Source organism: Telluribacter sp. (genome assembly GCF_035998675.1).
In the GTDB taxonomy this organism is placed as follows: Bacteria; Bacteroidota; Bacteroidia; order Cytophagales; family Spirosomataceae; genus Telluribacter.
Window position 1 is genome coordinate 69,151 of sequence record NZ_DASYHI010000016.1, and the last position, 22,657, is coordinate 91,807.

The following is a 22,657-nucleotide window of genomic DNA, read 5'->3' on the forward strand; positions in this document are numbered from 1 at the left end:
CGTCCTGAGACGAAGGCATTTTTGTAGCCTGTATTCCGAAAATAATGGGAGGTACTTTATAAGAGTAAGCCCGCCAGCGTCGCCGACATATAAGAGGCCAGCGTACCACAGATCAGCGCCCGGAAACCCAGACGGGCCAAATCGGAACGACGGGAAGGGGCCAGTTCACCGATTCCCCCAACCTGAATCGCGATTGAGCTGAAATTAGCAAAACCACAAAGGGCAAAGCTGGTAATAACCAGGGTTTTGGGGTCCAGGGTTTCCTTTACTCTAACCAGGTCCAGATAGGCCACAAATTCGTTTATTACCATTTTGGTACCCATCAGGGCTCCCGCTACCTCGGTATCTTTGGAAGGTACACCCATAGCCCAGGCAAACACCGAAAACAGCTTACCCAGCATCAGGTTCAGGCTTAACTGGGGAAATGCGAATAGTCCGCCAATCAACCCCAGGATATAGTCAAACAAGGCCACCAGGGCAATGAAGCCAATGAGCATGGCAATTACATTAAACCCTACTTTTAACCCTTCGCTGGCACCGGCGGCAATAGCATCGAGCAGGTTGGCGTGGGTTTTCTTTATTTCCAGTTTTATTGCCCCCTTTGTTTCCGAAACCTCGGTTTCAGGATATACGATTTTAGAAATAACCAAAGCGCCGGGAGCAGCCATGAGGCTGGCGGCAATCAGGTAGGGCGCGGGTACGCCCAGGGAAATATAGACAGCCATAACCCCACCGGCAATACAGGCAAAGCTACCGGACATGGAAGCCATCAACTCCGAGTTGGTCATGCCTTTCAGGTAAGGCTTAATCATTATCTGCGCTTCAACCTGCCCCACAAAGGTACTTGCCACGTTAGACAGAGCTTCGGCTCCACTCACTCCCATCAGCCAGTATACTCCTCTGGCAATGAGGCCAATAACCCGCTGCATAATACCCAGGTGGTACAGCATGTTCACGAGTACCGCCACAAAAATAATGGTAGGAATAACCTTGAAGAAAAACACGTAGTCGTTGCCTTCTCCGAAGGCCCGGCGCATTACGTCGGTCCGGACGAGGCTACCAAATACGAAGTCAGCGCCCTGGTCCGAAAAAGAAAGTAGTTTTTGTACTTTTTCACCTAACCACTGAAAAATAGCCTGCCCGGCATCTGTCCTGAGAATAAATACAGCCAACCCAAACTGAAGTCCTAACCCTACACCTACTGTTCTGAAATTTATTGCTTTTCGATTATTAGATAGCGCATACGCAATCCCCAAAATAAGTACTATACCAATTAAGCCGGTAAATCTTTCCATTAATGATTAAAAATTAGAAGCCACGAAACCGCTAAATTAGTCAATTTCGGGCTATCTATAGGAATTTGGATTGTATCAATTTTTTTGTAATTTTCAGTTAGTTCTCTAAACCTCTAACCTACTCATTCTCATGGAAAATCAACCTTACACTACCTCTTCGACTTCCCAGGAAACAAGCGCCAGCGACCGCAATCTGGGAATGTGGATGCACCTGGCTCCCCTGCTGTCCATTTTCCTGAATGTATTTATTCCTATTCCCTTTCTGGGGCTCGTGGTAGTACTGGTTCTGTACTATTCCCAGCGCGACAAAAGCGCTTTTGCCAGGGCCAATGGAATTACTTCGCTCAATTTTCAAATTACCCTATCCCTGGCCTGTATTGCCATCTTTTTGTTCTCAATGATATTTTTTGGCGGGTCCATGTTGAGTATTTTCATGGGCGGAGCCACGGAAAATGATGCCGCCGCCGGGGCAGGAATGATGGGGCTGGTCGGCATGGGAATGATTGTCGGACTGCTGTTATTGGTAATCGGGATAGGGGCTATTATCCTGATGATTATCGGCAGTGTGCGGGCCAACAACGGACAGGTATACAAGTACCCTCTGGCCATTGGCTTTGTTAAATAAAAATGGGGTTAAACGGGATGAAGTACCTTTATCCCGTTTAACCCCATCAGTTAAGTACTGTAGCTAAACCTTATCCTGCTGCTCAGGAGGTAAGGTTACTTCGCAAACTATATCGGTCGGGTCAGGTACCTGGCTGTCAAAAAGTTTCGCTTCCATTACTTCTTCCAGGGTTACTTTAAAGAACTCCTGGTGAATATCAAAAGGAGCTTCACCGCTATTCTGGGTACATTTTACGTAGGTACCATCTTCATTGAGTTCGTAGGCGTTGACGTTGTCGCGCAGGTTATAAGCCAGCATATGAATTGCCTCCTGCTTTACTTTCTCGTCCACCAGAGCAAAGAGGGATTCAATGCGGCGGTCAAAGCTACGCACCATCACATCGGCGCTGCCGCCGTACATCAACGGGTTGCCATTGTTGTGGAAGTAAAAGATGCGGGAGTGTTCCAGGAAATTCCCGACAATGGAGCGAACCGTAATGTTCTCACTTAGTCCTTTTCGTCCGGGCCGCAGACAGCACATCCCCCTGACAATGAGCCGGATTTTGACACCGGCCTGCGAGGCTTTATACAGTTCTTCAATGACCTGCCGATCTTCCAATGAATTTATTTTGATACAAATACCACTATCTATTCCTTGCCGGGCGTTTTCAGCTTCCTGCGAAATGAGTTCCATGAGCTTTGAACGCATATGGCGGGGGGCCGTAATCAGGTTGCGGTAATTGCTAGGCAGCGAGTGCCCCGTGATAACGTTAAAAAACTCGGATATATCGTGGGTATATTCTTCGTTGGTGGTCAGGATACCAATATCGGTATAAAGACGGGAGGTTTCTTCGTTGTAATTTCCGCTGGACATGTGGGCATAGCGTACTACCCCCCGGTCACCCTCATTCCGGACAATTAATAAAAGTTTGGTGTGGGTTTTAAGCAAACCAATCCCGTATATAACAAAACACCCGGCCTTCTGCAGGCGCTGCGCCTCCCGAATGTTATTCTCTTCGTCAAACCGGGCTTTTACTTCAAATAGTACCGCCACGTGTTTACCGTTCTCGGCGGCCCGGAGCAGGGCTTCCGTCACCCGCGACTTTCGGGCCAGCCGGTAAATGGTAAGTTTTATTGATAGTACCTTGGGGTCTTCGGCGGCTTGTTCAAGGAGCTGCAGTACCGGCTCAAAATTATTGTAGGGATGGTGGAGCATAATATCCCGCTCCCGCATTACCTCAAAAATATCGGTAATGCGTTCTTTTCCCAGCCCTAACGGCCCCACCGGCGGATGCACCAGGGGAAGTTGGTCTTTGAATTCTGGATGCTTAACTATCTGCCAGAAACTGGTATAATCCAGGAGCCCTTCGGAGTTAAACACATTATAATCGTCAATTTCCCAGCGCTTTTTGAGCAGGTTCATGAGTTCTTCACCGGCCCCCGCTTCTACCTCTACCCGCACTACCCGTCCCAGTCGTCGGTTTTTTATCTTTTGCTTGATTTCATCAATAAAGTCCGACTCAATGTCATCACTTTCATCCAGGGAAAAATCCCCGTTGCGCATGATCCGGAACAAAGTAATCGAGACCATTTCTACATTACGATAAAGCTTGGTAATGAATGCCCGCACAATTTCTTCAATCGGCAGGAACAGGATTTCATCGTTACGCTCGATGGGATAAAAGCGGGGCAGATTGGGAGGTAGCTGAACAAAGGACAGCTTCCGGTCTTCATGACTGGTGCTACCCTTTACCTGCGTTATAACCCCAAAGATAAGTACCTTGGCCAGCAGTACCGGAAACACATGCGTATAGTCGTACAGCATGGGGGTAAGCATGGGGTAAACCGTGCGGTCAAAATAATCCGAAACTTTCCGTTGTTCCTCCCCGTCCAGATCTTCAAGTGTTACCAGCCGAAATTTGTGGTCTTCGAACAGGGGTAGCAGTTGCCGGTTGTAACACTCATGCAGCTCTTTCGTAAACTGATGTACCGCCTTTAACAAGGTTTTACGAAAAGGTACTTCGCGCAATCCTGAATAGTCAACCCGCTCCTTGCTGTAATCGAGGTAGTTGTATAGACTTCCTATCCGAATCGTAAAAAATTCATCAAGATTAGAAGAAGCAATGGCCAGAAACTTAAGCCGGTCAAACAGATTCCGCTCGGGGTTTTTGGCCTGGTCAAGTACCCTTTCGTTGAACCGAAGCCAGCTCAGGTCGCGGCTGATAAAATTACTCTGGTCAATGACCGTATTGACTCTTTCGTCCGAACGCATAAACCGGCTGTCGTCGGGCGTGTCACGTCGGTCGTTAAAAAAAGATAACAGATTTGAAAGTGTACTCTTTTTTTCGTTGCTATGTAATGGATCTGACTCGGTATTCATAGGGGCTCAAATAATATACTAATAACTCTAAAAAGAGAGTAGCGGTTATGCAACCAGCCTTACATTCTTTCTGAAAACGAATAGTTCGGCCTGCTCAGTACTCTGGATTACGATAATCAGCACCGCATTTCCGGGCCGAAGCGAAGTGTGACTCTCCTTGCCGAACCTGAGTTCCACCTCCTGACTAGTTGCAGACAAGAGACCTTCCCGCACCACATTGAGCACTCCTCCCTGTGCCAGGTAAGCCCGGTAGGTAAGGCCGGTCACGGGTTGGGTGCAAACATTCTGTAGGGAAACCTCAACCCCTGCCTGCGTTGCATTTTGTCCCAGGCCAATTTCTGTACCCTGTACTTCAAAGGCGGCTTTCAGGCTACCCAGGCACCTGTCGGTAAAGCGCATTTGTACAGCTTCCAGAAGTATTCTTCCCTGGCCGGTATACTCAATGGTTTTCCGAATAGTTTCAAACCCTTTTTTTCTGAATTCAACGGCGTAGGTACCGTCCGGGATTAGTTTCCCATCAAAGGTACTGGTGAGGTTTAAAGTTTGCCCGCCCGCCGCCGGACCCGTGGTAGCCGGTAATAGGACCTGGAAGGTAGTATCGGCCTGGTTGACCAGCCTACCACTTACCCCCGAAAGAGGACTCCCGTGTTCGTTTGTGACAACGGCCTGTAAGGTGGTATTGAAAAAATCGTTCAGAAAGGGAAAGGTAGTCCAGGAGGGTGCTGCTGTTTCTTTCCCAAAAAGCTGGTCGAGGTAGTAGGTACGGGTACGGTACGAGTAGTTCTGGGCGCAACTAAAGCCATTCTCGGTACCATTCATGATGCTCTGGCAGGTACCGTTTGAGAAAGCCTGGTTACTATGCGGCAAATCCAGTACACAATGGCCCAATTCATGAAAAACAATTCGTTCGTGCGCCAGGTCCTCATCTTTTCGCCATTGTACTCTATTTATCAGTATTCGTTTTCGCTGTTTGGTACTTCGGGTACACTGACCGTAAATCCCGTCGTTGGCTACGGTACCAAAGGCCACATCTATTTCCTTCAGTTGCTGACTTATATTAACACCACGCCTGGCGGCCTCTTTTTCAAAGCGGAGGAGGTAGGGAGCCATTTCAGAATCGACCCGAATAGGTTGCGTATCAAAAGTTTCTCTGCAAGAAAGCAAACCCAGGCAGATGCAACCATTCAGAATCCAGTGTACCTTTTTTTCCATACCAGGCTGGCTGTTTTAAATAAAAAACGGATGGCCGACACCCAGGTTCAGCCATCCGTCTATTAAATTTCTCTTGTGATTTACACGGAAGAGATGAAGGCTCTACACGTCTACGCGGGCGTACTTAGCATTTTTCTCAATAAACTCCCGACGCGGACCTACTTCATCGCCCATCAGCATCGAGAACAGGTGGTCTGCTTCGGCGGCTGACTCTACAGTTACCTGTTTCAGGCTACGGTTGTCCGGGTTCATGGTAGTTTGCCATAGTTGCTCGGCGTTCATTTCTCCCAAACCTTTGTACCGCTGAATATTTACCGATTCTTCGCGTCCGCCCGCCAGTTCCCTAACGGCAGCTTCGCGTTGCGCTTCGGTCCAGCAGTAGCGCTCCTCGCGTCCTTTCTTGATGAGGTACAGCGGTGGCTGGGCTATGTATATGTAGCCGCTGTCAATCAATAGCTTCATATACCGGAAGAAGAACGTCAGGATAAGCGTACGGATGTGGCTACCGTCAATATCCGCATCCGTCATGATGATAATCTTGTGGTAGCGCAGCTTGTCAATATTCAGCGCCCGCTCGTCACCATCTTTCCCAATCTGCACGCCCATGGCTGTGAACATGTTCTTGATCTCTTCGTTCTCGTAAATACGGTACTCCTGGGCTTTTTCCACGTTCAGGATTTTACCCCGGAGCGGCAGAATAGCCTGGAAGGCGCGGTTACGTCCCTGTTTGGCCGTACCACCGGCCGAGTCTCCCTCCACCAGGTAGAGTTCACATACGTTGGGGTCGGTTTCGGAGCAGTCGGCCAGTTTACCGGGCAAACCGGTACCGGTCAGTACATTCTTCCGTTGTACCATTTCGCGGGCTTTACGCGCCGCTATTCGAGCCTTGGCGGCCAGTACTACCTTGTCTACAATAATCCGGGCTTCCTTGGGGTGCTCCTGCAGGTAGTTTTCCAGCATTTCGGAAACGACCTGGCTTACCGCACCGGCTACGTCGGAGTTACCGAGCTTGGTTTTGGTTTGTCCCTCAAACTGAGGCTCCTGTACCTTTACCGAAATCACGGCCGTTAAGCCTTCCCGGAAGTCATCCCCGCTGATTTCGATTTTCTCCTTAGCCAGTATTCCCGACTTTTCCGCGTATCCTTTGAGGGTACGGGTCAGGGCCGCCCGGAAACCGGATACGTGGGTACCGCCTTCAATGGTATTGATGTTATTAACGTACGAGAATACATTCTCGCTGTAAGATGTGTTGTAAATCAGGGATACTTCTACCGGTACAACCCCCCGGTCGTTTTCCATGTGAATGGGCGAGGGAATCAGGGCCGGACGGGTAGCGTCCAGGTACTCAACAAACTCCACCAGACCGCCCTGCGACAAAAACTCTTCGTGCCGGGGTACTCCGTTTTCGTCCAGTTCACGCTCGTCGGTCAGGGTAAGTTTAATCCCTTTGTTCAGGAATGACAACTCCCGCAGACGGGTAGCCACGGTGTCGTACTTGTATTCGGTAACGGTAAATATGGTATCGTCGGGCTTGAAATGAATAATAGTACCCGTACGGTCTGACTCACCAATAACCCGAACGGGGTACAAAGGCTGTCCTTTCTGGTATTCCTGCTCAAATACTTTCCCTTCGCGATGTACTTCCGCCCGCAGATCAATAGAAAGAGCGTTTACGCAGGATACCCCCACCCCGTGCAAACCACCGGACACTTTGTAGGTATCTTTATCAAATTTACCCCCCGCGTGCAGTACGGTCATTACTACTTCCAGCGCGGAGCGTTTTTCCTTGGTATGTATGCCAGTGGGGATACCCCGACCGTTATCTTTTACTGTAATAGAGTTACCTTCCCGAATGATGACGTCAATGGTATCGCAGTAGCCGGCCATTGCTTCATCTATGGAGTTATCAACTACCTCCCAGATCAGGTGGTGAACTCCTTTAAAACCGGTGTCTCCGATGTACATAGCCGGGCGCTTCCGCACAGCTTCCAGACCTTCAAGTACCTGAATGTTATCGGCTAAATAATTACTACTTACTTCAAGCGTTGCTTCGTTTGCCATATAGGTTATTTTACACTACTATAAAAGTACCCGTTCTGAGGGTTTTTTAACGTGTAAATATACAATTTTTTTGTGGATTTTCCTCTCTTTTTCCCGCAAAGAATCCTGACAAAAACAATCTTTTTCCTCCTTTATTTCGGGCTGTCAGCCAGGAGGCTTTGGAGCAGGGTACCTTAAAAATGTAACATTGTTTCGGCACCTTCCCCGCCGGTGGTAAAAGCCTCACCCACCTCCTTTTTTTAGCCAGAATTATGCAGAGGATAGTACTCTAATAAAAAGCGCGGGAAAATGAAAAGCCAGGGCGGCCGGGAGCGGCCGGTAAAACAAAAAGAGCAGGTGGTTAGCCCGCTCTTTTCACATAGTATTTTCTACCCTGACCACAAAGCGGTTAGTCTTCCGGGTAGGGCACAAAGATAAATCCGGCGAAATTGCCGTGTACCACAAACAGGCAGCAGTACTCGTCCGGGTTCCTGTAATTTTCCTTAAATAGTTCTTCGGATTCCTTGCCCACCAGGTTCCGGTCAATGAACTCCTGCAGGAAAGTAGCCCGGTAGTTCCAGAGATTGGAGAGTTCGGTGGAAGCGAGCAGCAAGACCCCAATCTCTACGTCACTCTTCGACGCCACAAAAACGGGATGCTCCGAAAAACCTCTTTTGCGAATCTGGTAGGAGGCCTCTTTTAACTGGTCCGATACCTTCACAAAGTCTTCTGACACCATTCCCAGCAGCTTTTTATCCAGCTCCGGCGAATTGGCATCGTCCATTAATACATTTTCGTTGCTATGATTGATCATGGGTTATTGCATTTGGGATTCAGGTACCTACGCTACATACGGGCAGCCAGCAACAAGGTCAGGTCTTTATAACGCATGTGGTACTTGCGGGCAATAAAAGCGTTGGTCAGGGTACCTTTGTGGCTGTACACCCCTTTCATAAACCAACGATTAGCATAAATCATTTCTTCAATGCCGCCAATAGTACCCGTTTGGAGTAAAAAAGGTAGGAAAATATTGCTCAGCGCGGCGCTCGCCGTGTGGGACACCCGCGAAGGTATGTTGGGAACACAGTAGTGTACTACCTCGTGGTGCCGGAATACGGGGTCTTTGTGGGTAGTCATCCGGGATGATTCAAAACAACCGCCCTGGTCAATGCTTACGTCAATAATGACCGAGCTGGGTTTCATGACCGAAATCATTTCGTCGGTTACCACACAGGGGCTTAACCCTTCTTCGGCCCGCATGGCCCCAATTACTACATCGGCCCGGCTAATGGCTTCGGTGAGGGTGTCTGAATCAATAATGGAGGTATATAGATTCTGGCCAACGGCGTACTTAAGCCGCTGCAGCCGGTAAATATGTTTATCAAAAACCTTGATGTCTGCGCCCAGGCCCAGGGCGGCGCGGGCCGCGTACTCGGCCACGGTACCGGCTCCCAGAATCACTACTTTGGTGGGAGGTACCCCCGTAATACCGCCCAGGATTATACCCCGCCCCCCGTTGGGATTGCTGAGGTACTCGGCCGCAATGAGCAGCACCGTACTCCCGGCAATTTCGCTCATAGCCCGGATAATGGGCATACCGCCTACCTGGTCCTCAATGAGCTCGTAACCAATCGCCGTTATTTTGTTTTGATTTAGTTTTTCAAAGTAGGGCTTCTGCAGGCTGGGCAGATTCAGCGCCGAAATAACCGTAGAACCCGTTTTAACAAATTTAAACTCCTCCTCTACCAGCGGCTCTACCTTCAGGATAAGGTTGGACTTGTATACTTCCTCCGGGCCAGGTACTATCTGGGCGCCGGCTTCGCTGTACTCATGGTCGGGGTAGTTGGCATCTTCCCCGGCGGCCTTTTCTACCAGTACTTCGTGGCCGTTTCTGACCAGAATAGAAACGGCGTCGGGGGTAAGTGCTATTCGATTTTCCTGCAGGGATATTTCCCGCGGCAGCCCGATTTGAAGAGCATTATTGTTGGTCTTTACTGCCGCCAGCGACTCCTGGGGATAAAGGACAGATTGTTTGGCCAATTCTTCAAAACCAGTTACCTGAGGCTGTCCCATTGCGTAGCGTTTAAATTGTTAGACATCAAAGAAGCACGGACTGTACGTTCGCCCTCTTCATCGGTACTCATATCAACAAGCAAATAGCTGGATGGCCACAGGGAAAGGATTCGCCCCGGCCATTCCACAAAGCAATAGTCGCCTGCATCAAAATATTCTTCAACTCCCATATCCAGGGCTTCGGTTTCGTTTTTGATACGATAAAAATCAAAGTGGTAAATAAGGCCTCCTTCGGCCGTCTGGTACTCGTTTACCAGGGCAAAAGTCGGACTTTGTACTAGGGAAACAACCCCCAATTGACTACAAAGTTTTTTTATAAGGGTAGTTTTTCCCGCTCCCATAGTCCCTTCAAACAACCACACCGGTACCGAATTGCCCAACGACAGAAGTTGAGCGGCGACGGAATCCAACTCGGACAGGTCGCGGAACCGGATGGTAAGTTCAGGGGCTTTCATCCCGCAAAAATATCATTTTTTTACCACGATTCCCCACTCCGGCTTAATGTATCCAGGTACCTCTTCCCGGCAGTAGACCTGCTTGTCCATTTAGGGACTTTCTGACTATATATTTAAAGTTTAGCGGTGGGAATAACGGAGGTACTTATTCAACCAAATCCGGGTAGTACAGCCCGTCCAAATACGCCCCCTGCTTACGGGTAGTTGGTAACCTTATTCGTCCTGAAAAATAAAGAAAGCGATGCAGGTACCTCCCTCAGCCTTTAATATTAGGGGTACTTAATCTTCACTGCCTTTCATTATAAGAATCCCGGCGGGTGCTTTTCCTACTGTATCACTCTATAATTCACCTAAATTTCAGCTAAAATGTCCCCAAGAATAGTACAGGTTGGTCTTATTGGCTTTGGCTTGTCGGGTCGTTATTTCCACGCCCCGTTCCTTTCGGTTAATCCGCGGTTTCAGCTAAAAAAAGTAGTGGAGCGCAGCAAAAACGAAGCGCAGGAATTTGATTCGTCCATTGAAACCGTAAGAACCGTGGAGGAGCTGCTGGCCGATGATGCCCTGGACCTGGTATTTATTTGTACTCCCAACGATACGCATTTTGACTACGCCAAAGCGGTACTTGAAAGCGGCAAGCATGTAGTGATCGAAAAGCCCTTTGCTAATACCGAAGCGGAAGCGCGGGAGCTGACGGAGCTGGCCGCCCGGAAAGGATTGCTGGCCACCGCCTACCAGAACCGCCGCTGGGATTCGGACTTTCTAACCCTGAAAAAAATAATGGCGGAAGGTACCATTGGTGAAATTGTGGAATTTGAAAGCCGCTACGACCGCTACCGCCCCGTACCCGTAACCAACACCTGGAAGGAGCAGTCGGGTGACGGGGGCGGCAACCTTTACAACCTGGGTCCGCACCTGGTAGACCAGGCCCTGGCGCTGTTCGGGAAGCCGGAGGCGGTTTCAGCCGAAATAAAAACCCTGCGGGAAGGCAGCCAAATTGATGATTTTTTCGCTATACGGCTGCACTACCCGGACAAAAGCGTACTGGTGAAGTCGAGCCTGCTGGTGTTTGACAGCAGCCTGCGCTATACCCTGCACGGTACCCGGGGCTCCTTTGTAAAAATCGGACTTGATGTACAGGAAGAAACGCTTCGTAAAGACATACTACCCGACACTACCCCCTGGGGTGAAGAACCCGAAGACCGCTGGGGTACGCTTTATTCGGAAGAATTTTCGGGTACCTTCCAAAGCCTGCCCGGCAACTACATGCCTTTTTACGATAATATATACGATGTAATAGTTAACGGGGCCGAGCCAGCCGTTAAACCCGCCGAGGTACTCCTTACTACCCGGGTTATAGATCTGGCCTGGCAAAGCAGCCGCGACCGTACTGTATTGGCGGTGTAGCCCTCAACAAAAAGCCCTCCGACGTTTTACCATCGGAGGGCTTTTTTTTAACCTGAACCTTTACTTCAAGCCTAATTCGTCGCCAATTGCTTTTACTTTATCTTTAAGGCTGGCGTAAACGGCGTCGAAATCTTCTTTTTTCTCAAACGGTGCCCGTACCCCCACGTAAAATTTTATCTTGGGTTCGGTACCTGACGGCCGACAGGTAAACTTGGTACCATCGGTGGTAAAGAACTGTAGTACATTGGATGACTCAATTCCCATTTTGCCGGACGGGATCTCGTACCGGGTACCATTCCGTAAGTCAGTAGTGATTAGGGCTTTGTAGTCATCCATCCGGATTACCTCCGAGCCCGCCAGCGTTTTGGGTGGATTAGCCCGGAAATCAGCCATCATTTGCTGAATTTCATCCGCTCCGGACTTGCCTTTTTTGGTCAGGGAAATAAGTCCTTCGTAGTAAAACCCAAACTGCTTGTAAATCTCCATGAGCATGTCAAACAGGCTCAGACCTTTGTCTTTGGCGTAAGCGGTTAGCTCGGCAATCATACCACAGGAAGCAATGGCGTCCTTGTCACGCACCGCGTCCCCAATCAGGTACCCGTAGCTTTCTTCGCCTCCACCAATAAATTGCTCCAGACCTTCCTTCTCCCGGATAACCTGCGCGATGTACTTGAAGCCGGTCAGGGTGTTGTAGCACTTTACCCCGTAGGCATCGGCCATGTTGTCAATCAAATCGGTGGTTACGATGGTTTTGCAGACAAACTGGTTTCCGGTTAGTTTACCGGACTCTTTCCAGGCGTTCAGGAGGTAGTAAATCAGCAGGCTGGCGGTTTGGTTACCGTTCAGCAGCTGCAGCTCGCCGTGGTGGTTTTTGGCTCCTATCCCTACCCTATCGGCATCAGGGTCGGTACCCATTACCAGGTCAGCATCTATTTCCCGGGCTTTTTCGAGGGCCATGTTCATGGCCTCACTTTCTTCCGGATTGGGATACACTACGGTAGGAAACTGTCCGTTGCCATTGGGCTCGGCCTGCTCTTCGATTACAGTTACGTTTTCAAAACCCAGGCGTTCCAATAGCGCCGGGACCAGCATTACTCCGGTGCCGTGAATTGGCGTAAATACTATTTTTAAGTCTTTCTGACGGGCAATAGCGTCTTTGGAAATAGATAAAGTAAGTAGGTGATCCAGGTACTTTTCATCCACACTGCTGCCAATCTTTTCGATCAGCGACTCATTGCCTTCAAAATTGATATCATCAATGGAAGTAATGGCGTTGACCTCATCAATAATGTTTTTATCGTGCGGGGCTACTACCTGGGAGCCATCCACCCAGTAGGCTTTATAGCCGTTGTACTCCTTGGGATTATGGGAAGCCGTAACCACTACCCCGCTGTGGCAATCCAGTAACCGTATGGCAAAGGATAGTTCGGGCGTGGGACGAAGGGATTCAAACAGGTACACCTTGATGCCATTGGCCGAAAAGATGTCAGCCGTAATCCGGGCAAATTCATCTGACTTAATGCGGCAGTCGTGGGCAATCGCTACTTTGATCGTTTCACCGGCAAAGGTTTTGTTGAGGTAATTGGCCAGCCCCTGCGTAGCTGCCCCCAGGGTGTAGCGGTTCATGCGGTTGGAACCAATACCAATCAGGCCTCTCAGACCACCGGTACCAAATTCCAGATCTTTATAGAAAGCGTCCGTGAGTTCGGTCGTTTTTTCGCTATCAATCAAATCCTGGATCACAGCTTTGGTATCTATATCATAGTTACCTTCAAGCCAGGTATTAACTTTTTCCTGTACGTTACTTTCAAGTTGTACGGCCATGTGAATCGCAAAGTGGTTTTATGTGAACAGGTGGATTATAATTAAAGCGTCAAAAGTAAAGAAAGATATTATTTATTCTTTGTCCAATACCATTTCTGTTTTTGTGGAAGTAATACTTTTTGCCTCTGCTACTTTCAGAATCAACTCTGCGACCAGTCCCGTCCACCCGGTTTGGTGGCTGGCTCCGCAGCCCCGGCCGTTGTCGCCATGGAAGTACTCATAAAAAAGGATATGGTCCCGGAAGTGGGGATCATTCTGGAGTTTTTCACAGTCGCCGTTCACGGCCCGGCGGTCGTTTTCATCGCGTCTGAAAATATTGATCAGGCGATCAGCAATACCCAGGGCCGCTTTATTGATGGTGGTCAGGTTACCCGAATTGGTGGGGTACTCGACCTCAAAATCATCGCCGTAGTAGGCATGAAACTTCAGAAGCGAATCAAATATCAGGTAGTTCAGCGGGAACCAGATGGGCCCGCGCCAGTTGGAGTTTCCGCCCATAATGTCCGTCAGGGCTTCGGCCGGTGTGTACTCTACCTCAAGTACCTCCCCGTTGATAAAAAACTTATAGGGGTTTTCTTTATGGTACTTGGAAAGCGCCCGGACGCCGTAGTCGGACAGAAACTCCTGTTCGTCGAGCATCCGCTTAAGGATCATTTTCATCCGGTGTCCGCGCAGGATTGAAAGCAGGCGGTTTTCGCCCTTACCCGATTCAAACCAGCGGGAAATAAGCCGGGCCAGATCGGGCCGGTTAGCGATAACCCACTCCACGCGCCGCTTAAATACCGGCATTTTTTCCAGCATCTGCGGGTCAAGAATCTCCACGGCAAACAGCGGAATCAAACCCACAATGGAGCGTACCTTCAGCAGGATACTCTGCCCGTTGGGAATATGGATGACATCGTGGTAAAACTGGTCGTCTTCGTCCCACAGGCTAATGGTATTATTCTCGCCGCCCATGGACTCCATAGCGCCGGCGATATGCAGGAAATGCTCAAAGAACTTGGAAGCCATATCCTGATACACGGGCTGCTTGAGCGAAATCTCCACCGAAATACGCAGCATATTCAGGGTGTACATGGCCATCCAGCCGGTCGCGTCGGCCTGTTCGAGCTGACCGCCAAACGGCATGGGTGTAGACCGGTCAAATACCCCGATGTTATCAAGGCCCAGGAAGCCGCCGCTGAAAATATTATTGCCGGTTTCGTCTTTCTGATTAACCCACCAGGTAAAGTTTAGCAGGAGCTTGTGAAATATTTTTTCCAGAAACTCCACATCCCCTACGCCTCCACGCTGCTCCCGGTCTATTTCGTAGACCTTCCAGGTAGCCCAGGCATGTACGGGCGGATTCACATCCGAAAAATTCCATTCGTAGGCGGGTATCTGGCCGTTGGGGTGCATGTAGTACTCGCGCAGCAAGATTTCGAGTTGGCGCTTGGCAAAATCGGCATCTACCCGGGCCAGGGGAATGCAGTGGAAAGCCAGGTCCCAGGCCGCAAACCAGGGGTACTCCCACTTATCTGGCATGGATATGAGGTTGGCCGCGTACAGGTGCTTCCAACCCGAATTGCGGCCCCATTTCCGGGAAGCGTTTGGCTCGGGCTGGGAAGGATCGCCTTTAAGCCACTCGTACACATTGTAATAATAAAACTGCTTATTCCAGAGCATACCCGCATAGGCCTGTCGCTGGATTGAGCACAGTTCAGGGTCTTTTACATCTTTCTGCAGGTCGCCATAAAATTCATCGGCTTCCTGCAGGCGTTTGTTAAATAGCGCATCAAAATCACCAAAGGGATCCGACTTGGTCTGGTTTACGAGCCGGATTTTGAACGTCACGCTTCCTCCGGCCATGACCATCCGGGTAAAAGAGGCAGCCGCTTTGGTACCGATATGGTTGGGATTAACTGTAGCCGACTTGCGGCCACTGACTATGTAGTCGTTGATACCATCCTTGGGGTAGGCAGTCGTATTATTAGTCCCGTAGAGTTTTTTGAAATTGGTTTCGTTCTCACAAAACAGGAGCTGATCGGCGTCCTCGAGGTACAGGTTAAATTTGCCGTGTTTGCGGTGCGTCACTTCAATGAGCCGGTTGGCAATGCCGTTCATCATGGGCTTGTAATTAAAGGCCTCGTAGCCCCACGACCAGGTATTCCGGAACCAGATGGTAGGCAGTACCGTGATGGGTGCGTCTTCCGGTCCGCGGTTGTGTACCGTTACCTGCATCAGCACATCTTCTGGATCGGCCTTGGCGTATTCAATAACTATGTCAAAGTACTCGTCATTGTCAAAGACATCGGTATCCATGATCTCGTATTCCTGATCGGCTTTACCGCGGCGGGCATTTTCCTGGCGTAGCTTGTCGTAAGGAAAAGGCTGCTGGGGGTACTTGTACAGCATTTTCATGTACGAATGGGTGGGTGTACTATCCAGGTAATAGTACATTTCCTTGGCATCTTCCCCGTGGTTGGACTCCCGGTTGGTCAGGCCGAACAGGCGTTCTTTCAAAAATTTGTCCCGGTGGTTCCAGAACGCAAACGCCATGCAGATGTGCTGCTTGTTGTCCGAGAAACCTCCGATGCCCTCTTCGCCCCATCGGTAGGCTTTGGAGCGGGCCATTTCGTGGGTAATATAACTCCAGGCGTCACCATTGCTGCTGTAGTCTTCACGTACGGTACTCCACTGGCGTTCGGATAAGTAGGGTCCCCATTTTTTCCAGCCTTTATTTTCCTTTTGTAAGGCCAGCCTCACTTTTTCTGCGCCATTTGCCATAGTACTAATCGGTTAAGCAATCTTAACAAATACTAACTCCTGCCCCTCTATGTTATTCTAATTATAACAAAATTATGAATATAAGGATGGGTAACTTATAAAAAAAGAGCCCGTTAAAGCTCTTTTCGGTTAAAAGTAATCCTTCCCGCACTCAAATACCTCTATTCCCCAAAACAATCCAATCTTCTATGAGTGGGATACTATCAGGACTTGAATAGGTTTTGACCCCGAAGTCTACCGCTCCGGCGTAAAAAGCAGTTAGCGGAGCAGCCTTTTCGGCCGTTTCTGTCAGCAAAGGATCGCGCTCCCCCTGAATAAGCGAAACCAAATCCTCTACGTAATCCTTAAACATGAGCTGCACGGGTAACTGAACGTAGGTACTGTCGTCCAGGTGCAGGACAGGTACCGGCCGGGACTGACCTTCGGCGTTGAGTTTTCCAAAACACTGCCGCGCCCGGGCGTACTGCTCATCGTTTGCCCCGAAAAGGATGCCTTTAGCCGGTAGTGAGGTTCCTCTCTGGTCTGTGATCTTTTCGTCCAGTTGCTGCAGAAGCTGCCTCAGGTGCCAGGTATCCTTTCCGGTACGAATCCGCTCCCGAACCGACTGCCGGATAAAGTACGTAATCGCCTGCGTTACGTTCAGCCCAATTTCGGCCATTTGCTTGAATATTAACGAAGTAGGCGACATGCCCGGTATGGTATTGGGGTCATGCAGCAGTACTTCTTCGTTGGGGGTCAGGAATCCATCAATACGGGCACAGACGTTGATACCCAACCGCTGAAAAACCAGGCCAATGTGCTCCTGAATCCTGCGGTTATTAGCCAGGGATGTACCTACGGGAATTCGCTTGCGGGTAGCGCCGGGTTTGTATTTGGAATTAAAATCAAAAACTTCAACTACTTTAATTACTTCGGTAGGAGGCAGTACGAGCGTAGAGCCGTCGTCGTGCTGAATGCACCCGCACGAAAACTCCTGACCGCTCACAAATGCTTCCAGCAGGACCTGATCTTCGGCATTGGTACTGGACAAGGTACGTGTCTCGTTCGTTGTAGAAAAAGCCCCGTCAAGGTAGGTAATAAGGTCTTTGGGGTGATACAGGAAAGTACCCTCCACTACTACCGGAAAGCCAATGCCTTCGTCGAGGTTGGCTATGCGCTGAGCCCAGGCTTTTTTACCAGACTCATCCATATTCAGCCACTCCTCGGCCGTGACTTCCAACTGAAAAAAACACTGGTTAAGTGCCTTCACAAAATCTTCGTAGCTGTCTTTCTGCACGATGGCCACCCCGATTGAAGACCCCTGGTGCGGGGCCTTTACCACTATAGGTACCCCCAGCGTTGACTTCACTTCCTCAAAAAGTTGCTGACGATCTGGCTGCTGCCACTGGTCGTACCGTACTACCATCATGCCTTTTTTCTGGCCGTTGGCCAGGGCAATCATTTCGTTCTGAAGTACCTTATCAATACCCACCGCCGAACCCATCAGGCCCGGGCCACTGTAGGGAATGCGGTACCATTCCAGAAGGCCCTGGATGGCACCGTCTTCGCAGTCGGGACCGTGCATGGCCAGCATGGCAAAATCAAAATGCTCGCCAAATTGCTCGGGGGTGATAAGCTCACCCAATTCCGGAGAAACGGCCACCCGCGCCAGATGGGGCAGCGATTCAATATAAACACGGTAGTCGTCGGTCTGCTGACCCGGAGAAGGAAAAAAATCCCGGATGCTGGCCTCGTACATCCAGGCCGGATTCAGCTTGATAAAGCGTCCAAAGCTATCGACAAATACCGGAACCGGCTCAAAAAGTTGTTTATCCAAGTGCTCAAAGGCTGTTTTGCCACCGGCAAAAGAAATCTCACGCTCACGGGAAGGCCCACCGAAAAAAATGCCAATACGCATGACTTAACCAAAGTTTAAGAGAAGCCGCAAGATAGGGATTGACAGGATAATTGAAAAGCAACGTCCGAAGTAAGTGCCTGGTATCCGCAGGTGTCAATCAAAATATGACATAATACCCCTTAAAAACACAAAATGCTTCCTGTACACAACCGGGTGGCAGACACGAAGCATTTTGCAAAAGGATTACTTAAGTAGGTAAAGTACTACTCAAAAGGAAAATCAGGCCAAAGCGGGTATGTTTACGGCTTCTACCCGCAGCACGTGGGGTACCGCCTTACGTACCGCCTCCTCAAGGCCCGCCCGGAAGGTCATGGCGTTCATGGGGCAGGTCTGGCACGAGCCGGTCAGTTCCAGGCGCACGATAAAATCATCTGTTAGTTCAGCTAGTTTCACGTTGCCACCATCCGCTATCAGATAAGGACGTACAGAGTCGAGTGCCTGCTCGATCAATCCCAAAGTCTTTTCTTTTTCGATTGTATTCATTGTTTCAATATATGCGCTAAAATGCAACATTTTTACGAAAAATTCAAATACCTGCGGCTTTCTTCGCCTACACGCGTATCTCTACTACCTGGGTTTTGTCGGCAGTAGCGTTACGGATAGATACATACTGCGCAAGTACTTCGGCTACTTCCCGGAAGGCGGTTCCGGTAACCGGTTCGTTATTCATAACCACCGGACGGCCTTCGTCACCGGCTTCCCGGATACTCTGCACCAGCGGTATTTGCCCCAGGAAGGGTACCCCATGCCGCTCGGCCAGTTGCTGACCACCTCCTTTACCAAAAATATAGTACTTGTGGTCGGGTAGTTCTTCGGGCGTAAAGTAGGCCATGTTTTCAATGACACCCAGCACCGGTACGTTTATCTGCGGTTGCTTGAACATGGCTAAGCCTTTGTTGGCGTCCGCCAGAGCCACTTTCTGAGGCGTAGTAACTATAACGGCACCCGTCACCGGTACGGTTTGAACCAGCGTCAGGTGAATGTCGCTGGTACCGGGCGGGAGGTCAATGAGCAGGTAGTCCAGTTCGCCCCAGTGCGTATCAGCAAAGAACTGACGCAGGGCCTGACTGGCCATGGGCCCCCGCCACACAACCGCACTGTCGGGCGGTGTCAGGAATCCGATGGAGATCATCTTGATTCCGTACTGACTAATAGGATTGATGTAGTTTTTGCCATCACGGGGGGTAATGGTAGGCTGCATATCTTCCGCCCCGAACATAACCGGGATGGAAGGCCCGTAAATATCAGCATCTATGATACCTACCTTAGCGCCCGAACGGTGCAGCGCCATTGCCAGGTTGGCCGTAACGGTAGACTTCCCTACGCCTCCTTTGCCCGAGGCAACCGCTATCACATTCTTAACGCCCGGAATCATGACGGCTCCCTGACGACTCGAGGTAACGTCGGCGGTAAGGTTTACAATTACTTCAATATCCGGACTAATATGAGTATGAATGGCATCTACGCACCGTTTCCGGATCAGTTCCTTGAGCGGACAGGCGGGGGTAGTCAATACCACCGTAAAGCTGACCTGATCGACACCTACTTCAATATCTTTGACCATGCCCAGCGTGACCAGATCTTTTTTCAGATCGGGTTCTTCGACGGTACTGAGGGCTTTTAGTACTTTTTCTTTATTAACGGCAAATTCTCCCATGGTAAAAAATCAGGCAACGCTGAGGGTACGCGTTCAGTTGAAGTATAGTATATTATTATGATTCCAAGTGGGTCCACTCCTGACAACACCTAACTTTCCGAATGAGTTTATTCCCCGGCAGGAAAATTATTCAGCTCCTGCTCCACTTCCCGAAGCTCCGGCTGTACATCCACCCGCTCCGAAAGTTTACGCAGACGGCCGGCCAGGTTGAGCAGTAGCTTTCGGTGCGCTTCGGTGGGGCCATGCTGCGGCCGGTGTTCCCGCATTCGCCGGACAGAATTCCACTCCTCTATAAATTCAAGGGTAGTACCTTCCATGTACGACTCCGCAAAAGTACGAAAGATATGGTCCTGAGCCACCTCATTGGGATGAATAAGATCAGGCTCGTAAAAGCGGTAGTCCCGCAGGTCATCGATCATAATTTCATAGCTGGGAAAGTAGGTAACCTGCTCGTGCGCCTCAGAAAGGGTATGACACGCCACCCTCAAAATTGATTTACTCACCTGATTAAGCGGTAGGGTATCGCGGGTATGCCTTACGGGACTCACCGTAAGTACCACGCGTAGTGCGGGGTTGTGGCTTTTCAGGAGCTGAAGCAGCGATTCCAGTTCCTGCGTAATTTCATTTATTGATAAGAGTTCTTTCCTGAATTGGCTGGAAGGTACTTTGTGGCAATTGGAAACATACTCCTCCGTCCGGATCGATTTATAGACATAGGCCGTACCCAGGGTAAGTACCAGGGTGTCGGCCCGGAGCAAAAATTTCTTCACCTCGCCCATCCGCGTACGCAGCAGTACATCCAGGCTTTGGGAATCGGTCGCCCAGAGCGACGAATGAAAGTCGTGGTGGAGGTATACGCCGTCGTTATTTAACAGAAAGTGGCCCATCAGGGGTAATTCTTCCCGGAGGGACATTCGCAGCAGCTTCACCACCGAAACCGGATTGAAAACCGTGCCAAAAGGATTGGAAAGTACCCTGAACTTATAGCTCAACAACTGGGTACCCAGTACTTCGGCAAAGCAGGAGCCAAGGGTAAGGATACTGGACTGATGGCTGAGCTTCCAGGGCGACGGTGGCACGTTTACTTCGGTGCGAAGTTGTAATGACTTCATTATATTTTTAATTTGTGTCCTTTTATTAACACCAACTTTACCTTTTCTTATATGAAACAAGTAGTAGTAAGCAGTGCTTTTTTTATTCTATCGGTTTCGCTGGCCTTTCGCTGCAAAGAATCCGGCCCGGTACCTCCGCCAGCGGGGACCATAAGTACCCAAAAAGAGTATACCTTTAGCACCTCCCCCGTCTGGGCCGATGAATTTGATTATACCGGCAAACCCAATCCGGAAAAGTGGAGCTATAACCTGGGGGGCCACGGCTGGGGCAATAATGAATTACAAAACTACACCGACAAATCCGAAAATGCCCGCGTTGAAAATGGTATGTTAACCATTCAAGTCCGGAAAGAGCCCTCCGGCAACCGCCAGTACAGTTCGGCCCGGCTGGTCACCAAGGACAAGGGGGACTTTATCTACGGCAAGTTTGAAGTGCGGGCCAAACTACCCAGCGGCCGGGGTACCTGGCCGGCTATCTGGACCCTGGCGAGCCAGAGTAACTACGGCGACAAGTTCTGGCCCGACAATGGGGAAATTGATATAATGGAACACGTAGGCTTCGACCAGAACCGCGTACACGGTAACATCCATACCAAGGCTTTTAACCACGCCATCAAAACCAATAAGGGTAATAATGTTATAGTGGAAGGGGCTTCGACCGGCTTCCACGTGTACAGTTGCGAATGGACGCCGGAACGCGTAACCGTGCTGGTAGACGGCAAAGATTACTTCACGTTCAAAAAGGAACCCTCCTACGGCTGGCAGGAATGGCCCTTCGACTGGCCCTTTCACCTGATTCTGAATATCGCCGTAGGCGGTAACTGGGGAGGACAAAAAGGCGTAGATGATAGTGTATTTCCGCAAAAAATGGAGGTAGACTACGTGCGGGTGTACGAGCTGATTGAAAAGAAGTAACTTACTATTATAGGAGCGTTTTTTGAGGAGAAGGAAGGGTTTAAAAAGGGCAGGAAATTTGCTTCTGGCCTTATCAGGTAGCTTTTGAACTGTAACCGCACCTGGTGTCGTTATTGTTGAATATACCCGTTAGGTAATTAAAGTTTACCATTTCTTCCTTTGAAAACACTTCCCCTCCCTATCATGAAATACTTTATTCGAATCAGTACCATTGCCCTGCTCATTACTAACTTGTCTTGCAAGGAAAAAGAGATTACAGTTCCTGATAATTATATTTTTAGTGAGACCCCGGTCTGGCAGGACGAATTTGATTATACCGGAAAACCGATTTCTGAGAAATGGAGCTTTGACCTCGGTGGCAGTGGCTGGGGTAACAACGAACTTCAAAACTATACTAACAATCCGGAAAATGTCAGGGTTGAAAATGGATTGCTGACCATTGAGGCCAGAAAAGAGGTATCTGGAAACCGCCAATACAGCTCAACCCGGCTGGTTACCAGGGACAAAGCCAGCTTTAAGTACGGCAAATTTGAGGTGCGGGCCAAGCTACCCAGCGGCCGGGGTACCTGGCCGGCCATTTGGGCACTGGCCAATCAGAATACCTACGGGGACAAGTTTTGGCCGGATAACGGAGGGTTTGACCTGGTAGCTCACGTAGGTTTCGACCAGAACCGGGTGTATAGTAATATTCATTCAAAAGCTTTCCCGGTAAAAGGAAACAGCAAAATAATCAAAAGCGCTTCATCGGATTTTCACGTCTACAGCTGCGAATGGACCCCAGATCGGATAACCATGTGGGTAGATGGAAAACCTACTTTTAATTTTCCTAAAGAAGCCTCCTATGGCTGGCAGGAGTGGCCTTTTGACCAGCCTTTTTACCTGATCCTGAATATAGCCATTGGGGGAAACTGGGGGGGCGAAAAAGGAATTGACGACAGTATTTTTCCGCAAAAATTGGTAGTCGATTATGTGCGGGTTTATGAGCTGATTGGGAAAAAGTAACTTTGAAAATCCGTACCACGGC

17 protein-coding genes are annotated in these 22,657 nt (G+C 49.6%); 4 read left to right on the forward strand and 13 right to left on the reverse strand.

What is annotated here, in order from left to right:
* Positions 1 to 56: 56 nt before the first annotated feature.
* Positions 57 to 1,295 (reverse strand): NupC/NupG family nucleoside CNT transporter, encoded by a 1,239-nt coding sequence (locus VGN67_RS10030; RefSeq protein WP_327486679.1) that lies wholly within the window; start codon positions 1,293 to 1,295, stop codon positions 57 to 59.
* A 130-nt stretch (positions 1,296 to 1,425) separates the two neighbouring features.
* Here VGN67_RS10030 and VGN67_RS10035 point away from each other — a divergent pair, with 130 nt between their 5' ends.
* Positions 1,426 to 1,920, forward strand: coding sequence for a DUF4870 domain-containing protein (locus tag VGN67_RS10035; protein ID WP_327486680.1), 495 nt, complete (start codon positions 1,426 to 1,428; stop codon positions 1,918 to 1,920).
* A 63-nt stretch (positions 1,921 to 1,983) separates the two neighbouring features.
* On the opposite strand, the gene ppk1 is transcribed toward VGN67_RS10035, so the two are convergent.
* From ppk1 to tsaE, 6 genes are all read right to left on the reverse strand, one after another.
* Positions 1,984 to 4,278 carry a polyphosphate kinase 1 gene (gene ppk1 / locus VGN67_RS10040; protein WP_327486681.1) on the reverse strand — a complete coding sequence of 765 codons (2,295 nt, stop codon included), beginning with the start codon at positions 4,276 to 4,278 and terminating at the stop codon, positions 1,984 to 1,986.
* 45 nt (positions 4,279 to 4,323) lie between these two features.
* Positions 4,324 to 5,490 carry a carboxypeptidase-like regulatory domain-containing protein gene (locus VGN67_RS10045; RefSeq protein WP_327486682.1) on the reverse strand — a complete coding sequence of 389 codons (1,167 nt, stop codon included), beginning with the start codon at positions 5,488 to 5,490 and terminating at the stop codon, positions 4,324 to 4,326.
* Positions 5,491 to 5,592: 102 nt separating this feature from the next.
* Positions 5,593 to 7,551, reverse strand: a complete 1,959-nt coding sequence (gyrB, locus tag VGN67_RS10050; protein ID WP_327486683.1) for a DNA topoisomerase (ATP-hydrolyzing) subunit B — start codon at positions 7,549 to 7,551, stop codon at positions 5,593 to 5,595.
* Positions 7,552 to 7,939: 388 nt separating this feature from the next.
* Positions 7,940 to 8,344, reverse strand: a complete 405-nt coding sequence (locus VGN67_RS10055; protein ID WP_327486684.1) for a hypothetical protein — start codon at positions 8,342 to 8,344, stop codon at positions 7,940 to 7,942.
* A gap of 32 nt (positions 8,345 to 8,376) precedes the next feature.
* The gene (locus tag VGN67_RS10060; RefSeq protein WP_327486685.1) at positions 8,377 to 9,603 is read right to left on the reverse strand and encodes an alanine dehydrogenase; all 1,227 of its coding nucleotides are present in this window, start codon (positions 9,601 to 9,603) and stop codon (positions 8,377 to 8,379) included.
* Positions 9,585 to 10,058 (reverse strand): tRNA (adenosine(37)-N6)-threonylcarbamoyltransferase complex ATPase subunit type 1 TsaE, encoded by a 474-nt coding sequence (gene tsaE / locus VGN67_RS10065; RefSeq protein ID WP_327486686.1) that lies wholly within the window; start codon positions 10,056 to 10,058, stop codon positions 9,585 to 9,587. The genes VGN67_RS10060 and tsaE overlap by 19 nt, the downstream gene beginning before the upstream one ends.
* Positions 10,059 to 10,424: 366 nt before the next feature.
* On the opposite strand from tsaE, the gene VGN67_RS10070 reads away from it, so the two are divergent.
* A complete protein-coding gene (locus VGN67_RS10070) occupies positions 10,425 to 11,462 on the forward strand; it encodes a Gfo/Idh/MocA family oxidoreductase (protein WP_327486687.1) in 1,038 nt (345 codons plus the stop codon).
* A gap of 60 nt (positions 11,463 to 11,522) precedes the next feature.
* On the opposite strand, the gene VGN67_RS10075 is transcribed toward VGN67_RS10070, so the two are convergent.
* The 6 genes from VGN67_RS10075 to VGN67_RS10100 all read right to left on the reverse strand — a co-directional run bounded on the left by VGN67_RS10075 (position 11,523) and on the right by VGN67_RS10100 (position 20,718).
* Positions 11,523 to 13,286, reverse strand: coding sequence for a phospho-sugar mutase (locus VGN67_RS10075; RefSeq protein ID WP_327486688.1), 1,764 nt, complete (start codon positions 13,284 to 13,286; stop codon positions 11,523 to 11,525).
* A gap of 72 nt (positions 13,287 to 13,358) precedes the next feature.
* Positions 13,359 to 16,052 carry an MGH1-like glycoside hydrolase domain-containing protein gene (locus VGN67_RS10080; RefSeq protein WP_327486689.1) on the reverse strand — a complete coding sequence of 898 codons (2,694 nt, stop codon included), beginning with the start codon at positions 16,050 to 16,052 and terminating at the stop codon, positions 13,359 to 13,361.
* 151 nt (positions 16,053 to 16,203) lie between these two features.
* The gene (locus tag VGN67_RS10085) at positions 16,204 to 17,949 is read right to left on the reverse strand and encodes a D-alanine--D-alanine ligase (RefSeq protein WP_327486690.1); all 1,746 of its coding nucleotides are present in this window, start codon (positions 17,947 to 17,949) and stop codon (positions 16,204 to 16,206) included.
* A gap of 219 nt (positions 17,950 to 18,168) precedes the next feature.
* Positions 18,169 to 18,432 (reverse strand): NifU family protein, encoded by a 264-nt coding sequence (locus VGN67_RS10090; RefSeq protein WP_327486691.1) that lies wholly within the window; start codon positions 18,430 to 18,432, stop codon positions 18,169 to 18,171.
* Between the two features lie 67 nt (positions 18,433 to 18,499).
* The gene (locus VGN67_RS10095) at positions 18,500 to 19,606 is read right to left on the reverse strand and encodes an Mrp/NBP35 family ATP-binding protein (RefSeq protein ID WP_327486692.1); all 1,107 of its coding nucleotides are present in this window, start codon (positions 19,604 to 19,606) and stop codon (positions 18,500 to 18,502) included.
* Positions 19,607 to 19,713: 107 nt separating this feature from the next.
* Entirely contained in the window at positions 19,714 to 20,718 is a 1,005-nt protein-coding gene (locus VGN67_RS10100) for a GSCFA domain-containing protein (protein ID WP_327486693.1), read from the reverse strand.
* Positions 20,719 to 20,769: 51 nt separating this feature from the next.
* On the opposite strand from VGN67_RS10100, the gene VGN67_RS10105 reads away from it, so the two are divergent.
* Both VGN67_RS10105 and VGN67_RS10110 read left to right on the forward strand, forming a co-directional pair.
* Complete coding sequence (locus tag VGN67_RS10105; RefSeq protein ID WP_327486694.1) at positions 20,770 to 21,633, forward strand: glycoside hydrolase family 16 protein; 864 nt, start codon at positions 20,770 to 20,772, stop codon at positions 21,631 to 21,633.
* Positions 21,634 to 21,816: 183 nt separating this feature from the next.
* Positions 21,817 to 22,635, forward strand: coding sequence for a glycoside hydrolase family 16 protein (locus tag VGN67_RS10110; protein WP_327486695.1), 819 nt, complete (start codon positions 21,817 to 21,819; stop codon positions 22,633 to 22,635).
* The last annotated feature ends 22 nt before the right edge of the window (positions 22,636 to 22,657 follow it).